Source organism: Actinopolymorpha pittospori, from assembly GCF_014873875.1.
GTDB classification, from domain to species: Bacteria; Actinomycetota; Actinomycetes; order Propionibacteriales; family Actinopolymorphaceae; genus Actinopolymorpha; species Actinopolymorpha pittospori.
This window is the reverse complement of the sequence record NZ_JADBEM010000001.1, coordinates 8,267,835-8,294,298: the sequence shown is the minus strand read 5'-3', so window position 1 is coordinate 8,294,298 and position 26,464 is coordinate 8,267,835. Positions and strand designations below refer to the sequence as shown.

The following is a 26,464-nucleotide window of genomic DNA, read 5'->3' as shown; positions in this document are numbered from 1 at the left end:
ACAGGGCAACCCGGACCGCGTTTCGAGTGCCCTGACCCGGACACTCCGGGCCGGAGCGATCCCTTCAGGACCATGCGGTCTCCCCGTGGGACCTGCGGTCCGCCTGGCGGTCCGGGAAGGGAGTGCCCTGATGTCGTGGGTCATCGAGGTCGTACTTCTGGTCATCGGCATAGCGATCCTGGGATTTCTGGGCGCGCTCGCCCGTCCCGTACGCCGCTGGCACGACACCATTCGTCAGCAGTCCACCGTCGCCGCTCAGGCCGCTCGGGACGAGGCCAACCGGCATGGCGACACGATCCTCGCCCAGGCCAAGCTCGAGGCCGCCCGGATCACCCACCACGCGGAGGAGACGGCCGCACGCACCACGGCGCAGGTACAGGCGAGCCGTGAGGAGGCCGAACTCGCGATCCAGGCGCAGCGAGACGAGGCCCGCGAGCGAGCGCTCGACCTCGACCGTCGGGAACGCCGGTTGGTCGAGCGCGAAGCCAGGCTCGACGGGGCGGAACGCGAGCTCGAGGCCCGCTCCAGGCAGCTGACCGCCGAGGACGCCGCGCTCGCCGGTCGCCGAGCCGAGCTGGCCAAGGTCGAGACCGAACGCCGTTCCGTCCTCGAGCACGCCGCGAACCTGACCGCGGCGCAGGCCAGGGTGGAGCTGGTCGGGATGATCGAGCGGGACGCCAAGCGGCGCGCGGCGATCCTGGTGCGTGACGTCGAACGCCGCGCGCGGGAGGAGAGCGAGCAGCGGGCCCGCGTGATCATCACCTCGGCCGTGCAGCGGCTCGCGACCGAACAGACCACGGAGTCCGTCGTCACCTCGCTGCATCTTCCAAGCGATGACATGAAGGGTCGGATCATCGGCCGGGAGGGCCGCAACATCCGGGCGTTCGAGCAGGTCACGGGGGTCAACCTCATCGTGGACGAGACACCGGAGTCGGTGCTGCTGTCCTGCTTCGACCCGGTACGCCGTGAGGTCGCCCGGATCACCCTGGAGCAACTCGTCCTGGACGGTCGCATCCACCCGCACCGGATCGAGGAGCTCTACGACCGCAGCCGCCGTGAGGTCCAGAGCTCGTGCCTGCGGGCCGGCGAGGACGCCCTGGTCGAGACCGGGGTGACCGACCTGCACCCGGAGCTGGTGCGGCTGCTCGGTTCGCTGCGGTACCGGACGTCCTACGGCCAGAACGTCTTGGGCCACCTGGTCGAGTCGGCATCCATCGCCGCCCTGCTGGCCGCGGAGATCGGCCTCGACCCCCAGCTCGTGAAGAGGTGCGCGCTGCTCCACGACGTCGGGAAGGCACTCAGCCACCAGGCGGAGGGGAGCCACGCCCGGGTGGGTGCGGAGGTCGCGCGGGCCCACGGCGAGACCGCCGACGTGGTGCACGCGATCGAGGCCCACCACGGCGAGGTGGAGCCGAGGACGGTCGAGGCGGTGCTGACCCAGGCCGCCGACGCGATCTCTGGCGGGCGCCCGGGTGCCCGCCGGGAGTCGGTGGCGGCGTACGTCAAGCGGCTCGAACGCCTCGAGGAGATCGCGCGTCAGCACGAGGGTGTCGAGAAGGTGTTCGCCATGCGCGCCGGCCGGGAGGTCCGGATCATGGTGCTGCCGAACGTCGTCGACGACATCCAGGCGCAGGTGCTCGCCCGGGATATCGCGAAGCAGGTCGAGGAGGAGCTGAGCTACCCGGGCCAGATCCGCATCACCGTGATCCGGGAGTCGCGGGCCACCGAGGTCGCCATCTGAGCATCGGGCCCGACCATGGGTGTCCGGCCAGACTAGGCCAGCCTCGACCAGGCCAGGCTCAACCAGGCCAGGCTCAACCAGGCCAGGCTCAACCAGGCCAGCCTCGACCAGGCCAGCCTCGACCAGGGCCGGGCCACCCGGTCAGGCCGGTCCGCCACCCGGGGTGCTGTCGCCGGCGGGGGTGTTGGCCAACGGGACGACCGCGCGACCACGACGGCGCTGGCGTGCCTCCAGCCACTGCGCGATACGGGACAGCGTGTAGTTGATAGCGATGTAGACGGCTGCCGCGACCGCACCGGCCGCGAGCGGGTTGTTGTAGCCGGAGATGACCTGCTTGGTGAACGACGCCAACTCCTGGGAGCTGATGATGTAGCCGAGCGCGGTGTCCTTCAGCGCGACCACACACTGGCTGATGATCGCGGGCAGCATCGTGGTGATGGCCTGGGGGACGAGGATCAGCAGCATCACGTTGGTCTTGCGCAGGCCGAGCGCGTAGGCGGCCTCGGACTGCCCGCGAGGGACCGACCTGATGCCGGCCCGGAAGACCTCGGCGAGGACGGAGCCGTTGTAGAGCATCAACGCGAGCACCAGCGACCAGAAGCGCCCGGTGATGTCGCCGAAGCCGAGGAAGACCGCGAGGATCAGCAGCACCAGCGGGATCGCGCGGAAGAACTCGATGACCGCGATGGAGGGCCACCGCAGGATCGCGTGGTCGGAGAGCCGGCCGGCCGCGAAGACCGCGCCGAAGACCAGCGCCAGCAGGATGGCCACCGCGGCCGCCACCAGGGTGGTCCCGATCGCTTGGAACAGTCCGCGGATGATGTCGGGATCGGCGAACGGCTCGAACGCCTTCGGGGTGATCTGGTCGGCCTGCCAGAGCTTCCACAGCATCACGCCGAGCAGGGCGAGGAGGACCACGGACCCGACGATGCCGCCGATCAGATGCCGCCGGCGGGTGGCCGGGCCGGGAACGTCGAAGAGAACTGAACTCATCGGGCCACCGTCCAACGTCGTTCGAGCAGGGAGGCACCGCCGGCGAGGGCGAACACGATGATCATGTAGCCGAGCGCGATGCCGCCGAAGAGCCACCACAGGGCGGTCGGGAAGTCACGCACCAGGGAGTCGAGCTGGTAGCTCGCCTCGGTGACGCCGAACACCTCGGCGATGGCGGTGTTCTTCGCGAGAGCGATGAGGATGCTCGCGAGGGGTGGGACGACGGCCCGGAACGCCTGCGGCAACACGATGAGCCGCAAGCTCTGACCGAAGGTCATGCCGATCGCCCGGGCCGCCTCGGCCTGGCCCGCCTGGATGGCGTTGACGCCGGAGCGGATCGCCTCGCAGACGAACGCCGAGGTGTAGAGGGAGAGGGAGATGGCCGCCCGCACGAAGAAGCTGTACTGGAGCCCGACAGTCGGCAGACCGGTGACGATGATGAGGAAGACGATCAGCAGCGGCGTGTTGCGGAAGACGGTGACATAGGCCGTCCCCGCTCCCCGCAGCACCGGCACCGGGGAGACCCGCATCGCGGCGAGGACCGTACCGAGCACCAGCGCGACGACCCCCGAGACCACGAGCAGCTGGAGGGTGAGCCAGAAGCCGTCGATGACCTTCGGCAGATTGTCGATCAGGACGTTCACGTCGGGCTGGTCTCCCTTGCTCAGGCCCGATGGATCAGGTGGCGGGCGGGTGACAGACGGCTGCCCGATGCGCGTCCGGTCGAACGCGCATCGGGCAGGCCTGTGGTCAGGCGGCGCTGCAGGCGTCGGTCTTCGGTGCGGCCGGGGCGGGCAGGTTGGACTTGCCCAGGGTGGCGTCGAAGGCCTTCTTCCACATGCCGTCCTTGACGGATGCGTTGATGGTGTCGGTCAGGTAGTTGCACATGGCCGTGTCACCGTGCTTGAAGCCGATGCCGTAGCGCTCCTCGCTGAAAGGCTTACCGACGGTCGTCAGCGTGTCGGGGTCCTCTGCGGCGTAGCCGAACAGGATCGCCTCGTCGGTCGTCACGGCGTCGACGGACTTGTTCTTCAGCTGGGTCACGCACTCGGAGTAGGAGCCGAACGGCGCCGGCTTCGCGCCGTAGAGCTCCTCGACCTGCTTGAGCGAGGTCGACCCGGTGACCGAGCAGACCTTCTTGCCCTTGAGGTCGTTACCGGACTTGATGGAGGTGTCGTCCTTGCGGACGAGCAGGCCCTGGCCGGTGACGTAGTAGGGGCCGGCCTGACCCACGACCTGGCGCCGCTCGTCGGTGATGGAGTACGACGCGAGGATGAGGTCGACGGTGCCCTTCTGGAGGAAGGCCTCGCGGTTCTTGGAGACCGTCTCGACCCACTCGATGTTCTCCGGCTTGATGCCCATGCCAGCGGCGATGATCTCGCCCATCGCAACGTCGAAGCCGGTCGGGGTGTCCGTTCCGGGCTTCTTGTAGCCGATGCCGGGCTGGTCGAACTTGATGCCGATCTTGATCTTCTGGGCCTCGTTGAACTTGGCCATCGACGTACCGGCGGCGAACTGCGGGTTCTCGGCGACCTTGACGTCGATCTCGCTACCCCCGCTGCTGCCACATGCACTGAGAGCGAGCGCGGCGACGATCCCCGCTCCCAGCAAGCGCAAACTGCCCTTCAGCATGACGTCCCTTTCGTTGGTTGCTCACGAAGCCGTTCGTTCCGCCCATCGGCCTGCCCGGCCTGCGATCCGGCGCGTGGGGCGGTCGCTGCGCGCCTCGTTGGTCCGGTGCCCATCGACTCGGTGTCACCGGCTCAGTGCTGGAGGATCTTGGAGAGGAAGTCCTTCGCGCGGGCCGACTCGGGGTTGGTGAAGAACTCCTCGGGCGTGCGTTCCTCCACGATCCGACCATCGGCCATGAAGGCCACCCGGTCGGCGGCACTGCGCGCGAACCCCATCTCGTGGGTGACCACGACCATCGTCATCCCGCCCCGGGCGAGGTCGACCATGACGTCGAGGACTTCTTTGATCATCTCGGGGTCGAGTGCCGAGGTGGGCTCGTCGAAGAGGATGACCTTGGGCTCCATCGCGAGCGCCCGCGCGATCGCCACCCGCTGCTGCTGCCCGCCGGAGAGTTGGGCGGGGTACTTCTCCGCCTGGTTGGCGACGCCGACCCGCTCGAGGAGGGCCGCCGCCTTCTGCGCGGCGTCAGCCTTGGACTGCTTGCGGACCTTGACCGGCCCGAGCGTGACGTTTTCCAGGACCGTCTTGTGCTGGAAGAGGTTGAACGACTGGAAGACCATCCCCACGTCGGCGCGTAGCTGGGCGAGCGCCTTGCCCTCGGCCGGCAGAGGCTGGCCGTCGAGCCGGATCTCGCCGGAGTCGATGGGCTCCAGCCGGTTGATCGTCCGACAGAGCGTGGACTTGCCCGACCCGGATGGCCCGATGATCACGACCACCTCGCCGGCACCGACCGTGAGGTTGATGTCTTGCAGGACGTGCAGGTCACCGAAATGCTTGTTGACGTCGGTCAGGGTGACCAGCGGGCGTGCGGAGGCCGCGCCGGTCGCGGGCGGTCGCTCGCTCGTGTCTGTCATGACAGGGGAAGGTACCTTTCTTCTGGCCCGTGCGCGAGACCGCCCGGTGGTCTGTAGCCCGACTGGAACATGCCGATCATGCCGCAGATGATCCGGTGACGCTTCGTGTGTTGTCGAGGTCGGAAAGTGATGCTCCGGACGCCTCCCGCCGCCGACCCCGCGGCCGGCTCCGTCCACTCCGTCCGCCCACTCCATCTGCCCGGACGCCCACGTCGTCCCGAGCGGCGATACAGGAGCCGCCTGCCTCATGACGCTGGACGAGCGGCACCGTAGGCTTGCCCCGTCATGACGCACGGTACCGAATCCCCGACGCCGGTCCGCCCTCGCACGTACGAGCTGCGGACCTTCGGGTGCCAGATGAACGTCCACGACTCCGAGCGGCTCTCCGGGCTGCTGGAGGACGCGGGCTACGTTCGCGCATCCGCCGACGCCACCGCCGACGTCGTCGTCCTCAACACCTGCGCGGTGCGGGAGAACGCCGACAACAAGCTCTACGGCAACCTCGGCCATCTCGCGCCGACCAAGGCCAAGCACGCCGGCATGCAGATAGCGGTCGGCGGCTGCCTCGCCCAGAAAGACAAGGGTGAGATCGTCCGTCGGGCTCCCTGGGTCGACGTCGTGTTCGGCACCCACAACATCGGCTCGCTGCCGGCGCTGCTCGAGCGGTCCCGGGTCCTCGGTGAGGCCCAGGTGGAGATCAAGGACTACCTCGAGACCTTCCCCTCGACCCTGCCGTCGCGCCGGGAGTCCCCCTACGCCGCCTGGGTCGCGGTGAGCGTCGGATGCAACAACACCTGCACGTTCTGCATCGTCCCGGCGCTGCGCGGACGGGAGAAGGACCGGCGTCCGGGCGACATCCTCGCGGAGGTCGAGGCGCTGGTGGGTGAGGGCGTCCTCGAGGTGACCCTGCTCGGCCAGAACGTCAACGCCTACGGCGTGGAGTTCGGCGACCGGTACGCCTTCGGCAAGCTGCTGCGGTCGTGCGGCTCCGTCGAGGGCCTGGAGCGGGTGCGTTTCACCTCGCCACACCCACGCGACTTCACCGACGACGTGATCGCCGCGATGGCCGAGACGCCCAACGTCATGCACCAGTTGCACATGCCTCTCCAGTCGGGCTCCGACCGCGTGCTGCGGGCGATGCGACGTTCCTACCGGCAGGCTCGTTACCTCGACATCGTGGCGAAGGTTCGCGAGGCCATGCCCGACGCGGCGATCACCACCGACATCATCGTCGGCTTCCCCGGTGAGACCGAGGAGGACTTCGAGGAAACGCTGCACGTCGTGCGCGAGTCGAGGTTCGCGAGCGCGTTCACGTTCCAGTACTCCAAGCGCCCCGGCACGCCGGCCGCCGACATGGACGACCAGGTGCCCAAGGACGTGGTCCAGGACCGCTACGAGCGCCTGGTCGCGGTGGTGGAGGAGACCGCGTGGGCCGAGAACCGCGCGCTCGTCGGCCGCGAGGTCGAACTCCTGGTGGCCGAGGGTGAGGGACGCAAGGACGCCGCGACCGAACGCATGAGCGGCCGGGCCAGGGACAATCGGCTGGTGCACTTCTCCGGCGCGGAAGGCGGCCGGGTCGGACTGCGTGAGGTCCGCCCGGGCGACCTCGTACGTGTCGAGGTCACCTACGCGGCGCCCCACCACCTGGTCGCCGACGGCCCGCTCCTCGACGTCCGCCGGACCCGCGCCGGTGACCTGTGGGCCTCCCGCCAGGCCGGCGCGCCCGAGCCGCCGAAGGGCGTCCTGCTCGGCATGCCCACCCTTCGCCGCTGAGCCGCCGGGTCAGGGCGCGGGGGAGATGTTCTCCGCCCGCACCTGCCAACCGGTGCTCGGGAAGCCCGGGGTCGGACCATCGGGCGCGCCGTCCCAACCCGCCGCCATCATGGCGACCGCGTAGAGCAGGCCGCCGTTACCCGGCAGATACAGCGGCAGCGTGCCGGGACGCTGGAAGTTGTGGCCGTTGCCGAGATAGTGGTTCTTCGGCGCGTCCATGAGCAGCGCGTCGACGGCGAGGCGGGGTTCGCCGACCCGGCAGGCGGTCATCGCGAGCAGGGGATAGTCCCAGCCCCAGGTGTCGGACCACTCCCACCGCGACAGCACGTCCCGCAGCGTCGCGCGCATGCGCTCGGGCTGGACCTGACCGACGTCGGGCACGAAGCCCAGCGCGCCGACCATGGTCGGGTGCCCTTCGCGTTCGGTGACCGGGTGCTCGAGCTCGACGTACAGACCGTTGCGCATCGGCAGCGGGGCGAGCTGTTTCGCCACGGCGTCCCAGGCGGGGATCCTGGCCAGGCCGAGCCGTTCGCGCCAGGCCTGTGCGGTCTCGAGACCCCACGCCCAGTAGGCGAGCTCGAAGGACGGATTGCGGGCCTCGGCTCGGGACGGGTACGCCTTCTCCTGCGCGGACACCAGCGGTGGCCCGAGGTCGAAGCGTTCGTGCCGGGGGTCCCAGGTGGCGTAGGCGGCCATGAACGCGGCGGACTCGAAGACCACCCGCGCGAAGCGTTCCAGGGTCCGCCGGGAGGGCTGGCGCCGCCAGACGAGCTCGGCGAAGTAGATGGGGTGTGGCTGCTGCCAGATGAGGATGGCGCCCACGTCGCTCGGACTCTCGCGGCCCTGCGGCCCGACCTGCTTGGGCCAGCGGGCGCCGGAGTAGCCCTGTACCCGGGCGTTCTCCTGCGCGACGGGCAGGGTGCGTTCGTACCACGCGAGACTGCGTTCGAGGAGCGGCGTGTGGTTCCACAGCGCGAAGTGGGCGGCGTGCCACCAGTGCATCTCCAGGTGGAACTTCCCGCGCCAGCTGTTGGTGACGAGGCCCGTCTCCTGCGGCGGTGTCGAGCCCGCGCAGTGGATGGCCGTGAGGTACTGCGAGAGGACGATCCGGCGTTCGAGCTCCTCCGCGCGCGGGTCGGTGCACCCGGAAAGGTCGACCATGCCGCCCGTGGACCAGAACTCCGCCCAGTGGATCTCGGCCGTGGCGAGCGTCTCGGCGACCGTCGGCGGCGTGGCGGCCACGGGGGTGGGGGAGAAGGTCGCGGTCAACTCGACGACGCCGATGCCGTCGGAGTGCAGGACGAACTCGTGCGGACCGACCTGCTTCAGCTTGGCCCCGTTGGACCAGGCGAGGACGACGTGGTGCACGTCGTCGTCGAGCACCCGCTCGATGTCGGCCCGGTTTCCGCGCACGGTGATGTCACTGCGGTGGCGGGTGGGAGCGGCCCAGTCGCTCGGATCGCTCCAGTTGCCGACGGCGTAGGGGAACCTCGTCCCGATGGCGAGCTCGCCCTTGGCCAGCAGGGGCGACTCGATGCGGACGGCAAGCAGGTCGAGCTCGGGGTCGCAGGTCGTGGTCACCTCGACCAGCGTGCCGTCGAGCTCGAACCGGCTCTCGATCCGGCCGCGCCACAGGTCGAGCCGCTGGCTCACCGCGCCGAGGTCACGAAGCTGCAGCGGGCTTCCGTCGGGACGGACGAAGCCGATCCGGCCGAGGTCGACCCGGTGCGGGTTCTCCCGCAGCCACTGGCGGGCACGCTTGCCGCGATGGTCGGCGCTGGGGTCGCCGAAGTCGGGACCGGTCGTGGCGTAGGGAACCGTGCGTCCACCGGCGGTCTCGTAGTCCTCGAAGGAGTCCTCGAGGACGAAGCCCTCCGGGTTGGGCGCGGCGTGCCACGCCCACTGCGCCTGGGTGCCGAGCCGCATCCCCTCGGCGTGGAAGGTGGGGAAGGTCTGCAGCCCGGTCACATCGGCGGTGAACGCGAACTCGCCGTTGCCGACCGACAGCGGCTCCAGTGGATCAGCCGAGGTCTGCCGGACGGTGTGACGAGCGACGATTCGGTAACGGTCCATCAGCATGAGGAAAGATCAAAATTTCGGTAGTTCGCGAGGGAGAAAGCCCGCGTGGGCGACGCCCAGCCGGCGCCGGCCTCGGAGAAGAGCTGCCCCTGATGGGCGCAGCGCTCAACGAGGTCGTCGACGCCCACCAAGTGGACCCAACGCTCGCCATTCTCGACATGGACAGAGGTGAAATGTGGCGAGACGGGTCTGGGTCTGCCTGCGGACTCGTACATGCCGTTCAGAGCGAGGACAAATCCGCGGCACATTCTAAGCGGGCACAGGAGCTGTTCGCGCGTACCCCCGACGACATTCACAAGATTCGCGAGCAGATCGGGTGCTTTCTCGGTCCCGGCGGCGACGGCGTCGCCGTGTGTGGACGGCTCGAACTCGAGTGCGCCAGCCGTGTAGAAGGCCTTCGCGGTCGCCAACGTGCCCTTGACGAAGACGTACGGCTCCACCTGCGTCCGTGCGCACAACGTGACGGCGAGCAGGATGGTGCGGCCGTTGGTGGTGGTGATCCGCACGCTCGCGGTGTCGTCGCCCTCGATGGTGTCGCGGCAGCGGTAGAGCTCCGCCTGCACAGTGGCGGGTGTCGCGGGGTGGTCGTCGTCGTCCCCCGCGAGGATCAGGGTGTTCATCAGGCCGTGGGCGAGCGGGTTGGTGAGGGTGCCGTCGAGAACGTAGCGACCCTCGTGGGTGAGACGCCCGGCCCAGCCGGTACGCGCGTAGTAGGAGTCGGCCCGCAGCCACTTCCCGACCAGTCCGACGTGCTCCACCGTGCCGAGCGCTCCGCTGCGGGCGAGCCGGGCGAGGGTGCGCATGACGGGTGCCCGGGCGGACTGGAAACCGACCTGGCAGGCGGGGCCACCGTTCTCCTGCCGGCCAAGGAGCCGGTCGACGTCCTGGACGGTCACCACCGGTGGCTTCTCCACCAGGACCGACACGCCGTGGCCGAACGCCTGCTCGATCATCTCCGCGTGCAGGGGGATCGGGGTGCCGAGAACCGCCACGTCGAGGGCCTCCGCGTCGAGCATCGCCCCGAGCCCGGGATAGGCACGCGGCGGCTCGGCGCAGTGTTCCGCGACCGCCGCGGCCGCGGTGGGCGCGACGTCGGCGTAGGCGAGGAGTCGGAGGCGCCCCTCGTCGTGGAGGCGGGCGGCGTTGCGCAGGTGGGTGCGGCCGTAGCCGTTGACGCCCACCAGGCCAACTCGGGGTAACGGGGTCATGGTTCCTCCTCGATCGGCTCGAACCATCATCCCTGTCGGGAAGCGCTTTCCCTGTTCGGGGTTCCAGTCCCGGTCGCCGGTCGCTACGTCTCCTCCGCGGTCGCCTCCGGGCCGGAGCGGGACACGCCGACCGAGTACAGGCTCCAGGCGAGCGCGCCGAGCGGCACTTCCAGGACGAAGGTGAACATCGAGAACAGCAGGACCGCCGCGGTCACCGGTCCGGCGGATCCGCCGAGGTGGATCATCACCGCGGCCGTGCCCGCCTCGGCGATCCCGAACCCGCCGGGAGTCACCACCACGGTCGTGAGCAGCCTGCCGAGGGCGTACGCCGCGATCGCCTCGCCGGCGCCGAGGTAGGCGCCGGTCGCGAGCAGGCAGGAGCAGAAGAGCAGCGCCTGCAGTGTGAGGTAGGAGACCATGCCGAGCGTCATCGTCGGCCAGGACCCGCGCAGCAGGTCGACCGTGGTGAGGCGCATCCGGGCCATCGCCCGGCTCGGCCGGAGGGCCTTCGGCCGGATCCGCCGGGGCAGCAGATCCAGCAACCGGTCGGCCGCTCGACCAAGGACGTCCGCCGCGCGGTCCCAGCGCAGAGCCGTGACGAGAGCGGCGACCGCGCCCAGCAGGACGAGCGCCGCGGTGCCGGCGGGTACGGCGAGCCAGGTGTCCGGGACCCGCCCGGTGACCAGCAGGGCGAGCAGCCCGAGCGCCGGTAGCAGGAACCTCGCGAGGATGTTCCAGATGCCACTCGCGAGGGTCGCGACGGCGATCGCCTGGTTCCGGAAGCCCCAGGACCGCGCCATCGCGAAGTTGACCGCCACGCCGGCCGCGCCGCCGAACGGCATCAGGTTGCTGACCGCGCTGCCGACGGCGTTCAGGGCCAGCGCCTGCCGGTGACCGAGCCCGGGAAGGGAGGCGGTCTGGACGTAGGTGTAGCACCACAGCCCCGCGAACCACAGCGCGAACAGACCCGCCACGACCTTCCAGTCGAGCACGGCGAACTGCGCCCAGATGACGCCCCAGTGGATGCCCACGAAGTAGGGGAGGGCGATCACGAGACCGACGGCGACCAGGGCGGACACGACGGACGCGACGGTGCGGACCCAGCGTCGTCGGGCGATCGTGGGCGCGCCCGTCACCGCGCGTCTCCCGCCTCGGCGCGCCTGGGCAGGCCGGCCAGCGGGTCGGTGAGCAGGGTGCCTGGCGGGAGGTCGCGTTGGACGAACCACTCGGTGCCGAGCACCCATCGAAACAGGGGCCCGGGCAGGCGCCGCAGCGCCGCCACCGTCCGGACGGAGTCGCCGCCGGTCGCCTGGGTGGCGTGGGCGGCGAGGCTCGCGCGCTTGGCGGCGGCGTAGCGGCGTACGTCGACCCGGTGGGTGATCTCCGCTCGAGGGGAGAAGGCGCGTTCGAAGGCGTCGACGTCGAACTCCGGTGGGAAGCGGTGGACCCGGCCCACCAGTCGGAGTGCCCGCAGCAGGAGTTCGCGGTCGACGGTCGCCTCGAGCACCGTGGGTGTTCCGGCGAGTCGGGCCGCCCGGGCGCCGACATGGTGCACCCGCACGTGGTCGGGATGGCCGTAGCCGCCGGCGGGGTCGTAGGTCGTGAGCAGGTCGGCGTTCTCCTCGGTGAGCACGGCGGCGAGGCGGCTCGCGGCCTCCTCCACGGGCGTCGCCGAGAAGGGCGGCGGACCGTGGGACTCGGCGGTGCCGTCGAGTCCGGAGTCGGCGTACCCGAGGTACTCCACCCGTGCGCAGCCGAGGGCGCGCGCAGACGACCGCAGTTCGGCGAGTCGGACCTCGCCCAGCCGGCCGCCTCCGGTCGACTCCGGCGCCGCGAGCCCCTGGTCACCCGCGGTGGCGACGACCAGGACGACGCGGTGACCCTGCGCGGCCAGTCGCGCCATCGTGCCGGAGGTGAACAACGCCTCGTCGTCGGGATGGGCGTGAAAGAACACACACGTACGAACCACGCGTCAACCCTCGCATGCCGCGCCGCGAGATCGGCATCTCCTCAGGGACACTCCAGGGACTCCTCCGATGGAGATCCAGGGATCCCGGTTGGTCGGATGGACTCATGGGGTACGAGGACGAACGGGTCGGCGGGTTCGAACGGACTCGACACACCGAACCCGCCCAACGGACCGAACGGGTCGCACGCCGGTGCCGCGGAAAGGCCCGCCGAGCCGGGTGCGGGAGCGTACATTCCGTACCGCACGGGCAGCGCGGTCGCTCCTGGTGTCTCCAGCCGGGAGCGTGGGTTCCCGCGGTCGGCCTCGACACGGGGGACGTGTGATGAAAGTCGTACACGTGAGCGACTGCTTCCTTCCCAGACTCGGCGGCATCGAGATCCAGCTCGCGGAGCTGACCCGCATGCAGCGCCGGTCCGGTCACCACGTCGAGGTCGTCACCGCGACACCCGACCGAGACGGTCGGTGCGCGGTGGCCACCGAGGTGCCCGTGCATCGCGTCGTCGCGCCGCTTCCGTGGGAGCTTCCCGTCCATCCGCGGGCGGGGCGGCACGTGGCCCGGCTCTACTCCGAGCTGCGGCCGGACGTCGTGCACGTCCACGTCGGGGCGCTCTCGCCGTTCGCCTGGGCGGCCCTGCGCGTCGCGGAGCGCCATCGGTTGCCGACCCTCGTGACGGTGCACAGCATGTGGGACCCGGGCACCGCCGCGATGTATCGGATGCTGGACCTCGGCGCCGGCTGGCGTGACTGGCGGGTGGTGTGCACGACCGTGAGCGAGGCGGCGGCGGATCCGATCCGGCGGGTCGTCCGCGGCCGGATTCCGGTCCAGGTGGTCCCGAACGGCGTGAGCACCGCGCTCTGGCGCGCGGCCGAACCACCCGGAAGTGACCAGCCAGGAAGTGACCAGCCGGGAGGTGACCAGGCCGGGCGAGCGCGCGAGGTCCACGTCGTCGCGGTGGGACGGCTCGCGCCACGCAAGCAGCCGTTGACGTTGCTCCGGCTCCTGCGCGCGGCCCGGGCGGCGCTCGGTGCGGAGGTCCGGCTGCGCGCGACGGTCGTCGGCGACGGCCCGGCCCTGCCGTTCATGGAGCGCTACCTCCGCTGGAACGGCATGACCGGCTGGGTCCGGTTGGCGGGCCGGCTCGACCGGGCGGGCGTCCGCGCGGTGCTCGCCGAGGCGGATGTGTTCGTGGCGCCGGCGACCAGGGAGTCCTTCGGGATCGCGGCGCTGGAGGCCCGGGTGGCCGGCGTTCCCGTCGTGGCCTACGACCGGGGCGGCGTCGCCGACTTCGTGGTCCCGGAGAAGGAGGGCCTGCTCGCGCGTACGCCGTCCGAGCTCGCCGCCGCGGTCGTACGCCTCGCCCGCGACCATGCGCTCCGGGCGTCGATCGCGGCACACAACAGCGCCAGCGAGCCGGTGCGGTGCACCTGGCCGGTGGTCCTGGCCGCCTTCGAGGAGCTGTACGCCCTCGCCGAGAAGCGGGCGCTTCCCGACGTCCCCTAGCCGCGGTCCGGGCCCGCCGGAGGAGTCGGCGTTCCCGTGGACTCCCGGCTTCCCGCACAATGGGGCCGGATGTGAGCGACCTTGGCCGGGAGGAAACAGCGATGCGCACGACGCTGCGGGATGTCGCGGAACTTGCCGGGGTCTCACCGAAGACCGTGTCGAACGTCGTCAACGGCTACCTCCACGTCAGGGCGGAGACCCGCACCCGGGTGGAGGAGGCGATCGCCACCCTCAACTACCGGCCGAACCTGTCCGCGCGCAGCCTGCGGCGCGGGCGTACCGGTGTCATCGCGCTCGCCGTCCCCGAACTCGACGTCCCCTACTTCGCCGAGCTGGCCCGCCACCTCGTCGCCGCCGCCGACCGGCACGGCTGGACCGTGCTGGTCGACCAGACCGAGGGCGTCCGCGAGCGTGAACGCCAGGTCATCGGCGGCTTCCGCGACCAGCTGATCGACGGGCTCATCCTCAGTCCGCTCGCCCTCACCGTCGCCGACCTGGCCGAACGCACCGACTCCACGCCGATGGTCCTGCTCGGTGAACGGGTGCACCACGGGCCGGCCGACCACGTCCTCATCGACAACGTCGCCGCCGGACGTGACGCGACGGCCCACCTCCTCGGCCTCGGCCGCACCCGGATCTCGGCCATCGGCGCGCAGACGGCGGCGGCGGGGGTGACCGCGCGGGTGCGACTGCGGGGCTACCGCGAGGCGCTGGCGCAGGCAGGCGTCCCCTTCGACGAGCGGCTGGTCGCCGCGACGCCGCGCTTCCACCGAGCCGACGGCGCGCAGGCGATGGCGGAGTTGCTCGACGGCCCCACCCGGCCCGACGCGGTGTTCTGCTTCAACGACCTCCTGGCGCTCGGCGCGCTGCGCACCCTCGCCGACCGGGGCGTACGGGTGCCCGACGACATCGCCGTCATCGGCTTCGACGACATCGAGGACGGCCGTTACTCCGTACCAACGCTGTCGACCATCTCACCGGACAAGCGTCAGATCGCCGACCTGTCCGTCGATCTGCTGGACCAGCAGCTCCGGGTGGGGGCGGCGGGCCGCGCCGACGCCGAACACGGGCCGCAGGAGGTCTTCGCCGCCTACCGGCTGGTCGAACGCGAGAGCACCCTCGGCCGCTGAACACGGCCGGTTCCGGCCGTCCTTCTCCGCCGTCAAACCCCGGTCGAGTACATTCCGTGCCCCCCTCGTCGCGCAGCGTCCGTGGCGTAAGTCTGCCCGCCCACGGCGCGCCGGACCCGAGGCGTCTGCACTAGCGTCTCTCGCACAAAGTGACGCGCCCTGACGACCGGCATGGGAACACTGCCACCCTGGCGCCAGGACTGCTACCGGTTCCTCGGAGGATCTATGCACGACGACCACCGCCTGGTAGAGGCAAGGTTGGAACGCGCTCTCCAGCAGCGTCTCCGTCCCGCCCTCTACGGCGAAACCGTTCCGCTCGACATCGAGGTATGGCACGCCCCGGGTGAACCGGTGCCGGTCAGCGAGGCGCTCGCGGCCGACTTCAAGCCGGCGGCCCTGGGAGACAAGTGGGGCCCGCCGTGGGGGACCAGCTGGTTCCGGCTGACGGCGCAGGTGCCGCAGGAGTGGGACGGCAGGCGCGTCGAGGCCGTGATCGACCTCGGCTTCGGTGGCGGACCCGGGTTCTCGGCGGAAGGGCTCGCCTACACCCCGGACGGCGACCCGATCAAGGGACTCAACCCGGACAACATCTACCTCCCGATCAGCGGGCTCACCGCGGGCGGCGTCTCTGAGTCCGAGCACGCGAAGGCCAAGGGCGGCACGCGGTTCCAGGTCTACCTCGAGGCCGCGGCGAACCCGACCGTCATCCAGGAGGGCTTCCGCCCCACGAACCTCGGCGACAAGTCCACCGCCGGCACCGACCCGATGTATGAGATCCGGCGGGCCGAGATCGCGGTTTTCCACGTGGACGTGTGGCACCTGCTGCGCGACGTCGAGGTGCTGTCCCAGCTGATGCAGGAGCTTCCGGAGGACCTGCCGCGCCGCGCGGAGATCCTGCGGGCCCTGGAGCGTTCCCTCGACGCGCTCGACTACGACGACATCCCCGGGTCGGCGGCGTTGGCGCGCGAGCAGCTCGCGCCGGTGCTGTCCAAGCCGGCGTACGCGAGTGCCCACCAGATCTCCGCGGTCGGTCACGCGCACATCGACTCGGCCTGGCTGTGGCCACTGCGCGAGACGGTCCGCAAGGTCGCCCGTACGGTGTCCAACGTCACCACCTTGGCGGCCGACAACCCCGACTTCCGGTTCGCCTTCTCCCAGGCCCAGCAGCACGCCTGGATGAAGGACCACCACCCGAAGGTGTGGGACCGGCTCAAGCAGGCGGTCGAGGCCGGCCAGATCATCCCCATCGGCGGCATGTGGGTCGAGTCCGACACCAACATGCCCGGTGGTGAGGCGCTCGCGCGGCAGTTCGTGCACGGCAAGCGGTTCTTCCTGGACGAGTACGGCATCGAGACCGAGGTCGTCTGGCTGCCCGACTCCTTCGGCTACACCGCGGCCATGCCGCAGCTGGTCAAGCTGTCCGGGCACAAGTGGTTCCTGACGCAGAAGATCTCCTGGAACCAGACCAACAAGTTCCCCCACCACACGTTCTGGTGGGAGGGCATCGACGGGACCCGGGTGTTCACCCACTTCCCGCCGGCCGACACCTACAACGGCCAGCTCACCGGCAAGGAGCTCGCCCGCGCCCAGCGCAACTACCAGGACCAGGGTGGCGGCACGTGGTCGTTGCTGCCGTTCGGTCACGGCGACGGCGGTGGCGGACCCACCCGCGAGATGCTCGGTCGGGCGGAGCGCCTCGCCGACCTCGAGTCCTCCCCGAAGGTGACGATCGAGCACCCGGCCGACTTCTTCGCGCGGGCGCACGACGAGTACACCAAGGCGCCGGTCTGGGTGGGTGAGCTCTACCTCGAGCTGCACCGGGCGACCTACACCTCCCAGGCCAAGACCAAGCAGGGCAACCGGCGTAGTGAGCACCTGCTCCGCGAGGCCGAGCTGTGGTCGGCGGCCGCGACGGTGGCGGGCAAGCTCGACTACCCCTACGCCGACCTGGACCGGATCTGGAAGGCCGTCCTGCTCAACCAGTTCCACGACATCCTGCCGGGCAGCTCGATCCACTGGGTGCACCGCGAGGCGGAGGAGACCTACGCCCGAGTGGCCGTCGAACTCGAGGGCATCATCGAGCGGGCGCAGGCGGCGCTGGCGGGTGCGGGCGACGCGACCGTCGTCTTCAACGCCGCTCCGCACGACCGGAACGGTGTGCCGGCACTCGGTGCGGCCGTGAAGTCCGGCTCGCACGCCCCGGCCGTCACCGTCGAGCGGGACGGCGGCTCCCTCGTCGTCGGCAACGGCCTGGTCCGGGTGCGGATCGACGAGCGCGGCCTGCTGAGCTCGGTCCTGGAGATCGAGTCGGGCCGGGAGGCGATCGCGCCTGGGACCGTGGGCAACCTGCTCCAGCTCCACGTCGACACGCCGAACGTCTGGGACGCCTGGGACGTCGACCCCTTCTACCGCAACAAGGTGAAGGACCTCACCGGCGTCGACTCCATCGAGGTCATCGCCGAGTCGGCGGAGGAGGCGGCGGTCGCCGTCACCCGGTCCTTCGGTTCGTCGACGATCGTGCAGACGATCACGCTGCGCGCCGGTGAGTGCCAGGTCAACATCGACAACGAGATCGACTGGCACGAGAAGGAGAAGTTCCTCAAGGCGGCGTTCCCGCTGGACGTGCGCGCCGCCCAGTCGGCCTCGGAGACGCAGTTCGGCCACCTCTTCCGGCCGACCCACACCAACACCTCGTGGGAGGACGCGAAGTTCGAGATCTGCGCCCACCGGTGGATCCACGTGGGTGAGCCCGGCTACGGCCACGCGGTCGTCAACAACTCGACCTACGGTCACGACGTGACCCGGGACGTGCGGGAGGACGGCGGCACCACCACCACGGTGCGGCTCTCGCTGCTGCGTGCGCCGCGGGTACCCGACCCGGTGACCGACCAGGGACTGCACCGGCTGTCCTACGCCCTGGTGCCGGGCGCGGGCATTCCCGAGGCCGTCGAGGAGGGCTACCGGATCAACCTGCCGGCGCGGACGGTGACCGGTGCCGAGGGCGTCGCTCCGCTGGTCGAGATCGACAACCCGGCGGTGGTCGTGGAGGCCGTGAAGCTGGCCGACGACCAGTCCGGTGACGTCGTGGTCCGGCTGTACGAAGCGCACGGCAACCGGGCGACGGCGCGGCTGTCGACGTCGTTCGGGCTCGCATCGGTGCAGGAGACCGACCTGCTCGAGCGCACGCTCGCCGACCGGGAGATCGCCGACGGCGGTGTCAGCGTGGCGCTGCGGCCGTTCCAGGTCCTCACCCTCCGGTGCAAGCGCGCATAACGCTCGCCAGTACGACGCGGACGGGGGTTTCCGGCTGACCGGCCGGGGACCCCCGTCCGTTTTGGTACTGACCTCGACGGGGGTTGTGACACAATCTGCCCCATGGGTGAGGATCGTGCGGCCGCCGAGAACGTCGCGGCGGCGTTGCGTGCCCAGCTTCTGGACGGGGCGCTGCCGCCCGGCTCCCACCTGTCCGAGGAGCAGCTCGCCGGCACCTTCGGAGTCGGCCGTTACACCATCCGGGCGGCCCTGCGACTCCTCGTGACGGCCGGCCTGCTCGTGCACGAACGCCATCGCGGTGCGTTCGTCCCCCAGCTGACCCAGGAACGCATCGACGAGCTCTTCACCTACCGAGGCGTCATCGAGCTCGGCAGCCTCCGACTCGCGCTCGAGTGCGGACGCGACCTCGGCCCGATCGAGGCGGCCGTGGCCGAGCTCGATGGCGTCGACACCCCGCACCGCACCGCTGCGTGGCACGACGTGACGGCGGCGCACAAGGCGATCCACCACGCGATCGTCGCGGCCGCCGGCAACACCCGGTTGCTCGCCGCCTACGCCGCTTGCGAGGACGAGCTGCAGGTGCTGCTCGCGTTCATCCGGCCGGAGTTCGAACCCGGTGGGCTCGCGCGCATCCACCGCGATCTCCTGACCGCGCTGCACCAGGGGGTGGAGACGGCGCAACTCGCGCTGGCCGACGACCTGGAGGTCGGGCGACAGGGGATCGTCCGCGCGTTGGCCAGATCAGGTGGTGGCTGATGCGAGTCCAGGGAACGCCATCTTCCAGACCGCCCAAGGTTCCTTCTGCACAAGGGAGATCCGCCCGATGACCGAACGCCGTCTACCCCGCTGGTCAGAGCTGCGGCCCCTGGTGCGCACCCGGGGCCTGGAGCTCGACGCGACCAAGCGCCGACTCGACCGCGCCCTCACCATCGCCGACCTGCGGATGATCGCGAAACGCCGCACTCCCCGCGCGCCCTTCGACTACACCGACGGTGCGGCGGAGAGTGAGGTCACGCTGCGCCGGGCCCGGTCGCTGTACAACCGGTTGCAGTTCAACCCGAGCATCCTTCGCGACGTCTCCCAGGTCGACCCGAGCACGACGATCCTCGGCCGCCCCTCGGCCTACCCCTTCGCCTTCGCACCCACCGGCTTCACCCGGATGATGCAGCACGAGGGCGAGCCAGCGGTGGCCCGGGTCGCCGAGCGGACCGGCATTCCCTACGCCCTGTCGACGATGGGGACGACCTCCATCGAAGACGTCGCGGCCGCCGCGCCCAACGCGGACAGGTGGTTCCAGCTCTACGTCTGGACCGACCGTGCCGCCGGCAAGGACCTCGTCGACCGGTCGATCGCCGCCGGCTACACCACGCTCATGCTGACCGTCGACGTACCCGTCGCGGGCGCCCGGTTGCGCGACGTCCGCAACGGCATGACGATCCCGCCGTCGCTGACCCCGAAGACGATCCTCGACATGGGCATGCACCCGGCGTGGTGGATGAACCTGCTGACCACCGAACCGCTCACGTTCGCGTCGCTGTCGGACTGGCCGGGCACCGTGGCGGAGCTGATCAACCACATGTTCGACCCGACGGTCACCTTCGACGACCTGGCCTGGATGCGCGATGCGTGGCCCGGGTCGCTGGTGGTCAAGGGGATCCAGAACGTCGACGACGCGCGCAAGGTCGTCGACCTCGGGGCCGACGGCATCGTGTTGTCCAACCACGGTGGCCGCCAGCTCGACCGGGCGCCGATCCCGCTCGCGATGGTGCCGGAGGTCGTCGACGCGGTGGGCGACCGGGCCGAGGTCTACGTCGACACCGGCGTCATGACCGGCGCCGACATCGTCGCGGCCTGCGCGCTCGGCGCCCGGGCGGTCCTGATCGGACGCGCCTACCTGTACGGCCTGATGGCCGGCGGTGAACGTGGCGTCCAGCGGGCCGTCGAGATCCTCGCCGGGGAGCTCACCCGCACCCTCCAACTGCTCGGCGTACGCGACCTCGGCGAGCTGAACCGTTCCCACGTCACCCTGCCTGCCGTGACCTTCTGAGCGCGGAGCTGGTCCGGAGGTGGTCCGGAGCGGATCCGGGGCTGACCTGGCGCTGATCGGGCCTGGTCGGCTCCGGGTCGCCGCCTTCGCGGCGTACGCGACGTTACGACGTGAATGCGGTGTATGCCTGGGACCGGCCACCCCCTTCCGGGGGATCTCCGGGGCAGGGTAGGGATGGCCCCCGTGCATCTGGCCTTCTTGCGGTGCAGGATGGACGGGTGCGGGACGAATGCGCAAGGCCCGCCACGACTGGCTGTGGCAGCGCGACGGAGGGCGGCCTGACATGAACTACGAAGACGTGACGTGGGCTCCGATCTGTGCCGGCCTCACGGCCGTCGGCGTCATCGCCGCCTTCTTCGCGTTCCGGCGCCGCGGCGCGGCCGCGGGCCTGCGGCTCCTCGGCTGGGCCGTGTTGCCGATGGCCATCTTCCTCACCGGCATGGTCAAGCTGTTGTGGACGATCGGCACCGCGTTGGTCCAGTGGGTCAGCGGCTTCATCTTCAGCCCGGTCGCCTGGACGGGCGTCGCGCTGTTCGGCATGGCCGCGATCCTGCTCCCGGTGGCCGCCGTGCTGCGCCGCCGCCGGGCCGCCGCGGGCGCGGCGGAGACGGCGACCGGTGAACGCGTGGCACCTGCCCCGTCGACGAAGCCGGTCGACGCAGATGGCCAGGCCGCCAAGCCGGCGAAGGACCCCGGCAAGCCCAAGGCCGTGGGGAAGGGCAAGGCCAAGCAGGACGACCCGCTCGCGGAGTTCGAGGACATCGACGAGATCCTCAAGCGGCGCGGCATCTCCTGATCCGCTCGCGGTCGCGACCGTCGGGGCGACGTCCACCCAGACGCCCGTACGACGGTCGCGACTCGCGAAGCTACGCTGCCTGCCGTGTTCGCCGCCGCCGCCGTCTGTCCTCATCCGCCCCTGCTGGTGCCCGCGCTCGCGGCGGGAGCGGGGGGTGAGATCGAACCGGTGCGCGCGGCCGCCCGGGAGTCACTGCGCCGGGTGCTCGCGGCCGACCCCGACCTGATGGTGTGTGTCGGTGACGCGCCTGCCGCACGGACGTGGGGGACCGGTGCGGCCGGGTCCCTGGCTGCCTACGGCGTCGACGTGTGCGTCGGCGGGCCGGACCCGATGGAGTCCGAGGCGCTGCCGCTCGCCCTGACGGTCGGAGCGTGGTTGCTGGACGAGTCGGGTTACGTGGGGGAACGCCGTTATGTCGGCGTACCCGACTCGTTCGACCCCGCTCGGTGCGCCGACCTCGGTGCGAGCCTCGCCGCGCGGGCGGGCCGGGTCGGGTTCCTGGTCATGGGCGACGGTTCGGCTCGTCGAGACGAGCGGGCCCCCGGAGCCGTCGACCCGCGGGCTCCTGGCTGGGACGCGCGGGTGGTCGCCTCGCTGGGGTCAGGCGACCTCGACGGGCTCCGGGGGCTCCAACCCGACCTGGCACGAGAGCTGCTGGCTGCAGGCCGGGCGGCTTGGCAGGTACTCGCGGGAGCCGCGGACTCCGTCGTAGGGCGGCGCCTCGAGGCTTCGGTGCTGGCCGACGAGGCTCCCTACGGTGTGGGATATTTCGTCGCGTCCTGGCGGTTGGACGGCCTCGGCTGAACGAGGTCGGGCAGCGCCAGAACCGATCCTCCGTTCACCGCGGCCGGCGTCCTCGGCAGGATGGTCAGGTGGTGCTCGAACGGGTCTGTGAACTCGTGCTCGCTACGGCGGAGTCCTACCCCTCCCGGCACATCCACACACTCGTCCGGCACATCCACACACTTCGCGGGAAGAAGGTGAACGCGTGACGTCCGGCCCGGTGCTCGCCGTCGTCGGTCCGACGGCAGCGGGCAAGTCCGACCTGGCGGTGGCGCTCGCGGCGCGGCTGCACGCGGAAGTGGTGAACGCCGACTCGATGCAGGTCTATCGGGGGATGGACATCGGAACCGCGAAGCTCCCGCTCGCGGAGCAACACGGTGTCCCCCACCACGTCGTGGACGTCCTCGACATCCAGGAGACCGCGACCGTCGCGGAGTTCCAGCAACGGGCGAGGGCGGCGATCGCCGACTGTCACCGCCGGGGCGTGCTGCCCGTGGTCGTGGGTGGCTCCGCGCTCTACATCCGGGCGATCCTGGACCGGTTCGAGTTCCCGGGCACCGACCCCGACCTGCGCCGTCGCCTCGAGGGTGAACTCGACGAGCTGGGCGCCGAGGCGTTGCACCGACGGCTCGCGGAGGTGGATCCCGCCGCGGCCGCGGGCATCCTGCCCAGCAACACCCGGCGCATCGTGCGCGCGCTGGAGGTCGTCGAGCTGACCGGACGGTCGTTCACGGCGACCCTTCCCGCCCACGAGTACGCGTTCGACCGAGCCTGTCAAGCCGGCCTTGACGTTCCTCGGGAGGTCCTGGACGAACGCATCCGAGCGCGGGTGGATGTCATGTGGGACGCGGGTTTCGTGGCCGAGGTGCGCCGGCTCGAGGAGGCCGGTCTGCGCGAGGGACGAACGGCGAGCAGGGCGCTCGGCTATGCGCAGGTCCTCGACCAGCTCGCCGGCGAGTGCACCGAGGAGGAGGCCAAGGAGGCGACGGTGCGGGCGACCCGCCGGTTCGCCCGGCGGCAGGACTCGTGGTTCCGACGTGACCCCCGGATCCACTGGTTGCCCTTCGGTGACCCTGACCTGCTCGACCGCGCTGCCGACCTGGCCGCCGAGGTGCTCCGACTTCCTCCCACGCACTGACTCCCTCGGCGGGTCCCGCTTCCGCGGGGTCCTCCGGCTTACCCCGGCTCGGGTCAGGCGGCCTCACCCGCAGGGCTGGCCGGATCCGACGAAGATCATCTGGTTGGCGCGCAGCGGTTCTCATCGACGCCCGGTCCGCGTTAGCGTCGGTCGTGGCCAGTGGTCGTGGCGTACCTCTCCTCCGGCTCCCACGACCGACGCGTCGTCGCCAGGTGTCCGTCGTCGGCTGATCGTTGCCGGGGTGATCGACGCAGGTGATCGCCCGGTGATCGTCGCCAGGGAAGGAGCAGTTGATGCGCCGTACCGTCGCCGTCACCGCGGTTGCCGTCCTCGTCTGTGCCGGGGGTGCCGGCGGTGCCGGACTCGTCGGACCGTCCGCGCAGGCCGCCGAACGTACCGCGCGGCCCGCGCCGGCCAAGCAGGCCGTCGCGTCGGGCTACGGAGGTGGTGTCGCGACGGTCGACGCCGACGCGACCCGGGCCGGCATCGACGTACTCCGACACGGCGGCAACGCCGTCGACGCGGCCGTCGCCGCGGCCGCCACCCTGGGCGTCACCGAACCCTTCTCCGCCGGCATCGGAGGTGGCGGCTTCCTCGTCTACTACGACGCACGCGGCCGCAAGGTACACAGCATCGACGGGCGGGAGACCGCGCCCGCGTCGGCGACCGACAAGCTGTTCGTCGACCCGGCGACCGGCAACGAGCTGCCGTTCGAGGCCGCCCGGGTGAGCGGCCTGTCGGTGGGTGTGCCCGGCACCCCCGCCACCTGGGAGCGCGCACTCGACCGGTGGGGCACCTACTCCCTGCGGGAGGCGCTCGCGCCCGCGACGAAGGTCGCGTCGAAGGGCTTCGTGGTCGACGACACGTTCCGTACGCAGGTCGACGACAACCGGAAGATCTTCGGCGACTTCACCACCTCCCGCGACCTGTACCTACCGGGTGGGGCGCCGCCGAGGGTCGGCACGGTGTTCCGCAACCCCGACCTCGCGAAGACCTACCAACTCCTCGGCCGGCAGGGCACGAAGGCGCTCTACGACGGGGCTCTCGGCGCGGACGTCGTGCACACGGTCCAGCACCCGCCACTCGCGCCCGGCGCCGACCGGGAGGTGCGGCCGGGTGGGATGACGACCGGCGACCTCGCGGCGTACCGCGCCCTCATGCGCGCGCCCACGAAGGTGACCTATCACGGCCTCGACGTCTACGGCATGGCCCCGCCGTCCTCGGGTGGCTCGACCGTCGGTGAGGCGTTGAACATCCTCGAGGCGAAGGGGATCACCAAGCGCGACCAGGTGGCCGCGCTGCACTCCTACCTCGAGGCGAGCGCGTTGGCGTTCGCGGACCGCAACCGCTACGTCGGTGACCCCTCCCAGGTGGACGTCCCCCTGCGCGAACTGCTCTCCCAGGGCTTCGCCGGCGAGCGGGCCTGCGAGATCAGGTCGGACTCGGTCCTCGCGAAGCCGGTCGCCCCCGGCGTACCCGACGGGGACTACTCCCGGTGCGGTGAGCACGCCTCGGTGGCGCCGACCGAGCAGCGCGAGGGCCCGTCGACGACGCACGTCACCACCTCGGACCGGTGGGGCAACGTCGTCGCCTACACCCTCACCATCGAGCAGACCGGCGGCAACGGCATGGTCGTCCCGGGGCGAGGGTTCCTGCTCAACAACGAGCTCACCGACTTCAGCTTCACCCCGACCCAGGGGACCGCTCCCGACCCCAACCTGCCGGCGCCGGGCAAGCGGCCCCGCTCGTCGATCTCGCCGACGATCGTCCTGGCCGACGGGAGGCCGTTGCTCGCGCTCGGCAGTCCCGGCGGCGCGACGATCATCACGACCGTCCTGCAGACCCTGGTCAACCGGCTCGACCTCGGCATGAGCCTGCCGCAGGCGATCGCGGCCCCGCGGGCCTCCTCCCGTAACACCGCGCTCGAGGCAGAACCGGCATTCCGGACCTCTCCGGCAGGCAGGGCCCTGGCGGCGCGGGGGTTCAGCTTCACCTCCGTCCCGGAGATCGGTGCGGAGACCGGGATCGAGTTCGGCCGAGGTGGCTTCGTGCTGGCCGCGGCGGAGCCGACCCGGCGGGGTGGCGGCTCCGCCATGGTGGTGCACCCGCGCCCCGAACGCTGACCGAGCGTCGCGGGGAGGGGCGTGCCTGCCCCCGGGTCGGCGACACCATCGCGGCCCGCTCCTGATGCAATAGGTTCGTTCCAGGGCCAGCACCCGTGCGACCCGGACCGATCACCGACGAAGGAGCGCTTCGCACCGTGAGCACCCGTACGCTGCAGTGGGTCAAGGGCCACGGCACGGAGAACGACTTCGTTCTGGTGCTCGACCCCGACGGCACGGCGTACCCCGATCTCGACGCCACGATCGTGCGTGAGCTCTGCGACCGCCGCCGCGGCATCGGCGCCGACGGGGTGCTCCGGGTGGTCCGTACGTCCGCGACCGACGACGGTCGCCGCTACGCCGACGCCGCCGAGTGGTTCATGGACTACCGCAACGCCGACGGTTCGATCGGCGAGATGTGCGGCAACGGTGTTCGCGTCTTCGTCCGCTTCCTCCTGGAACGCGGCCTGGTCGAAGGCACGTCCGAGGTGCCGGTCGCGACCAGGGCGGGTGTGAAGCCGGTCCGCCTCGAGCCCGACGGGCAGCTGACGGTCGGCATGGGACCCGCGACCTTCCCGGAGTCGAGCGGACTCACCATCTCGGCGGGCGGTCGGAGCTGGCCCGCGGTCGCCGTCGACATGGGAAACCCCCACGCGGTGGCGATGGTCGACGACCTCACCGATCCGGGTGCCCTGCTGGACCCGCCGGTGTGGACACCGGCCGAGGTGTTCCCGAAGGGCGTCAACGCGGAGTTCGCGGTGCGGCGCGGTGACCACCATGTGGCGATGAGGGTGCACGAACGCGGAGTCGGGGAGACCCGCTCCTGCGGCACCGGCGCCTGCGCGGTGGCCGCCCGTGTGGCCGCGGCGGACGGCGTGGGCACGCCGGTGACCTATCGTGTCGACGTCCCGGGTGGCACCCTCTCGATCGGTCTTCGCGCGGACGGTGAAGTGGAGCTGACCGGGCCAGCGGAGCTCACCGTCCGCGGCGAGTTCGACCTGTGAGGCCGTCGCACTCGCGCTCGCGCACCTGAGGACGGACTGAGGACGGACGCCGCGGGAGTCGCGGGGTCAGGGAGGTCCCTGGCGTCGTCCCTGACCCGGCCCCGTTGCATCCCTGACCTCAGGTGCCACCCGGCTCCTCCCAAGGACGGAGTCGGTACGCGACGTACGACGGAGGTGGGTGTCGGTGCTGGCGACTACTGTCGGGGGTATGTCGTCCAGCATTCCCACAGAGCACGACGTCGAGCTGCGCGCGCAGCGTCGCCAGGTCGTTCTGCGGCATGTGCGGGCCCGTCGGGCCTCTTCACTCGCACGCAAGTCGGCGGTCGCACGGACCGCCGTTCTGCTCCGGTCGACCAGTTACCACGAAGCACGCTGACTCCT

Annotated in this window: 21 protein-coding genes; 13 read left to right on the top strand and 8 right to left on the bottom strand. The window is 70.9% G+C overall.

The annotated features are described in order from the left end of the window. Positions 1-130 precede the first annotated feature (130 nt). Positions 131-1,741 (top strand): ribonuclease Y, encoded by a 1,611-nt coding sequence (gene rny / locus HEB94_RS38515; protein WP_192754400.1) that lies wholly within the window; start codon positions 131-133, stop codon positions 1,739-1,741. Between the two features lie 141 nt (positions 1,742-1,882). On the opposite strand, the gene HEB94_RS38505 is transcribed toward rny, so the two are convergent. The 4 genes from HEB94_RS38505 to HEB94_RS38490 all read right to left on the bottom strand — a co-directional run bounded on the left by HEB94_RS38505 (position 1,883) and on the right by HEB94_RS38490 (position 5,280). Beyond that, complete coding sequence (locus tag HEB94_RS38505; protein WP_192754399.1) at positions 1,883-2,734, bottom strand: amino acid ABC transporter permease; 852 nt, start codon at positions 2,732-2,734, stop codon at positions 1,883-1,885. Further along, entirely contained in the window at positions 2,731-3,378 is a 648-nt protein-coding gene (locus HEB94_RS38500; protein ID WP_192754398.1) for an ABC transporter permease subunit, read from the bottom strand. Before HEB94_RS38500 ends, HEB94_RS38505 begins: the two co-directional genes overlap by 4 nt. Before the next feature lie 106 nt (positions 3,379-3,484). After that, on the bottom strand, positions 3,485-4,366 hold the full coding sequence (locus tag HEB94_RS38495; RefSeq protein WP_192754397.1) for a glutamate ABC transporter substrate-binding protein: 882 nt from the start codon (positions 4,364-4,366) through the stop codon (positions 3,485-3,487). A 131-nt stretch (positions 4,367-4,497) separates the two neighbouring features. After that, the gene (locus tag HEB94_RS38490) at positions 4,498-5,280 is read right to left on the bottom strand and encodes an amino acid ABC transporter ATP-binding protein (RefSeq protein ID WP_202896774.1); all 783 of its coding nucleotides are present in this window, start codon (positions 5,278-5,280) and stop codon (positions 4,498-4,500) included. A 285-nt stretch (positions 5,281-5,565) separates the two neighbouring features. On the opposite strand from HEB94_RS38490, the gene miaB reads away from it, so the two are divergent. Further along, positions 5,566-7,053 (top strand): tRNA (N6-isopentenyl adenosine(37)-C2)-methylthiotransferase MiaB, encoded by a 1,488-nt coding sequence (miaB, locus tag HEB94_RS38485; protein WP_192754396.1) that lies wholly within the window; start codon positions 5,566-5,568, stop codon positions 7,051-7,053. A 9-nt stretch (positions 7,054-7,062) separates the two neighbouring features. On the opposite strand, the gene HEB94_RS38480 is transcribed toward miaB, so the two are convergent. The 4 genes from HEB94_RS38480 to HEB94_RS38465 all read right to left on the bottom strand — a co-directional run bounded on the left by HEB94_RS38480 (position 7,063) and on the right by HEB94_RS38465 (position 12,309). Then, positions 7,063-9,126, bottom strand: coding sequence for a hypothetical protein (locus HEB94_RS38480; RefSeq protein WP_202896773.1), 2,064 nt, complete (start codon positions 9,124-9,126; stop codon positions 7,063-7,065). Beyond that, complete coding sequence (locus HEB94_RS38475) at positions 9,126-10,340, bottom strand: Gfo/Idh/MocA family protein (RefSeq protein ID WP_192754394.1); 1,215 nt, start codon at positions 10,338-10,340, stop codon at positions 9,126-9,128. The genes HEB94_RS38480 and HEB94_RS38475 overlap by 1 nt, the downstream gene beginning before the upstream one ends. An 83-nt stretch (positions 10,341-10,423) precedes the next feature. Further along, positions 10,424-11,476, bottom strand: coding sequence for a lysylphosphatidylglycerol synthase transmembrane domain-containing protein (locus HEB94_RS38470; RefSeq protein ID WP_337918214.1), 1,053 nt, complete (start codon positions 11,474-11,476; stop codon positions 10,424-10,426). Then, entirely contained in the window at positions 11,473-12,309 is an 837-nt protein-coding gene (locus HEB94_RS38465) for a PIG-L deacetylase family protein (protein WP_337918213.1), read from the bottom strand. The genes HEB94_RS38470 and HEB94_RS38465 overlap by 4 nt, the downstream gene beginning before the upstream one ends. 337 nt (positions 12,310-12,646) lie before the next feature. Here HEB94_RS38465 and HEB94_RS38460 point away from each other — a divergent pair, with 337 nt between their 5' ends. The 11 genes from HEB94_RS38460 to HEB94_RS38410 all read left to right on the top strand — a co-directional run bounded on the left by HEB94_RS38460 (position 12,647) and on the right by HEB94_RS38410 (position 26,459). Further along, positions 12,647-13,810, top strand: a complete 1,164-nt coding sequence (locus HEB94_RS38460; RefSeq protein ID WP_337918212.1) for a glycosyltransferase family 4 protein — start codon at positions 12,647-12,649, stop codon at positions 13,808-13,810. Between the two features lie 101 nt (positions 13,811-13,911). Next, the gene (locus HEB94_RS38455; protein ID WP_192754391.1) at positions 13,912-14,940 is read left to right on the top strand and encodes a LacI family DNA-binding transcriptional regulator; all 1,029 of its coding nucleotides are present in this window, start codon (positions 13,912-13,914) and stop codon (positions 14,938-14,940) included. Positions 14,941-15,165: 225 nt separating this feature from the next. Further along, on the top strand, positions 15,166-18,213 hold the full coding sequence (locus tag HEB94_RS38450) for a glycoside hydrolase family 38 N-terminal domain-containing protein (RefSeq protein WP_192754390.1): 3,048 nt from the start codon (positions 15,166-15,168) through the stop codon (positions 18,211-18,213). Between the two features lie 102 nt (positions 18,214-18,315). Beyond that, positions 18,316-18,969 carry a GntR family transcriptional regulator gene (locus tag HEB94_RS38445; RefSeq protein WP_192754389.1) on the top strand — a complete coding sequence of 218 codons (654 nt, stop codon included), beginning with the start codon at positions 18,316-18,318 and terminating at the stop codon, positions 18,967-18,969. Positions 18,970-19,036: 67 nt separating this feature from the next. Further along, positions 19,037-20,260 (top strand): alpha-hydroxy acid oxidase, encoded by a 1,224-nt coding sequence (locus HEB94_RS38440; protein WP_192754388.1) that lies wholly within the window; start codon positions 19,037-19,039, stop codon positions 20,258-20,260. Between the two features lie 283 nt (positions 20,261-20,543). Continuing rightward, positions 20,544-21,056, top strand: coding sequence for a cellulose synthase (locus HEB94_RS38435; protein WP_192754387.1), 513 nt, complete (start codon positions 20,544-20,546; stop codon positions 21,054-21,056). 84 nt (positions 21,057-21,140) lie between these two features. Continuing rightward, positions 21,141-21,860 (top strand): class III extradiol dioxygenase subunit B-like domain-containing protein, encoded by a 720-nt coding sequence (locus tag HEB94_RS38430; protein ID WP_192754386.1) that lies wholly within the window; start codon positions 21,141-21,143, stop codon positions 21,858-21,860. 184 nt (positions 21,861-22,044) lie between these two features. Next, on the top strand, positions 22,045-22,977 hold the full coding sequence (miaA, locus tag HEB94_RS38425; protein ID WP_337918211.1) for a tRNA (adenosine(37)-N6)-dimethylallyltransferase MiaA: 933 nt from the start codon (positions 22,045-22,047) through the stop codon (positions 22,975-22,977). Between the two features lie 293 nt (positions 22,978-23,270). Beyond that, the gene (gene ggt / locus HEB94_RS38420) at positions 23,271-25,100 is read left to right on the top strand and encodes a gamma-glutamyltransferase (RefSeq protein WP_192754385.1); all 1,830 of its coding nucleotides are present in this window, start codon (positions 23,271-23,273) and stop codon (positions 25,098-25,100) included. A 137-nt stretch (positions 25,101-25,237) separates the two neighbouring features. Then, on the top strand, positions 25,238-26,083 hold the full coding sequence (gene dapF / locus HEB94_RS38415) for a diaminopimelate epimerase (RefSeq protein ID WP_192754384.1): 846 nt from the start codon (positions 25,238-25,240) through the stop codon (positions 26,081-26,083). Between the two features lie 208 nt (positions 26,084-26,291). Beyond that, positions 26,292-26,459, top strand: a complete 168-nt coding sequence (locus HEB94_RS38410) for a hypothetical protein (protein ID WP_192754383.1) — start codon at positions 26,292-26,294, stop codon at positions 26,457-26,459. The last annotated feature ends 5 nt before the right edge of the window (positions 26,460-26,464 follow it).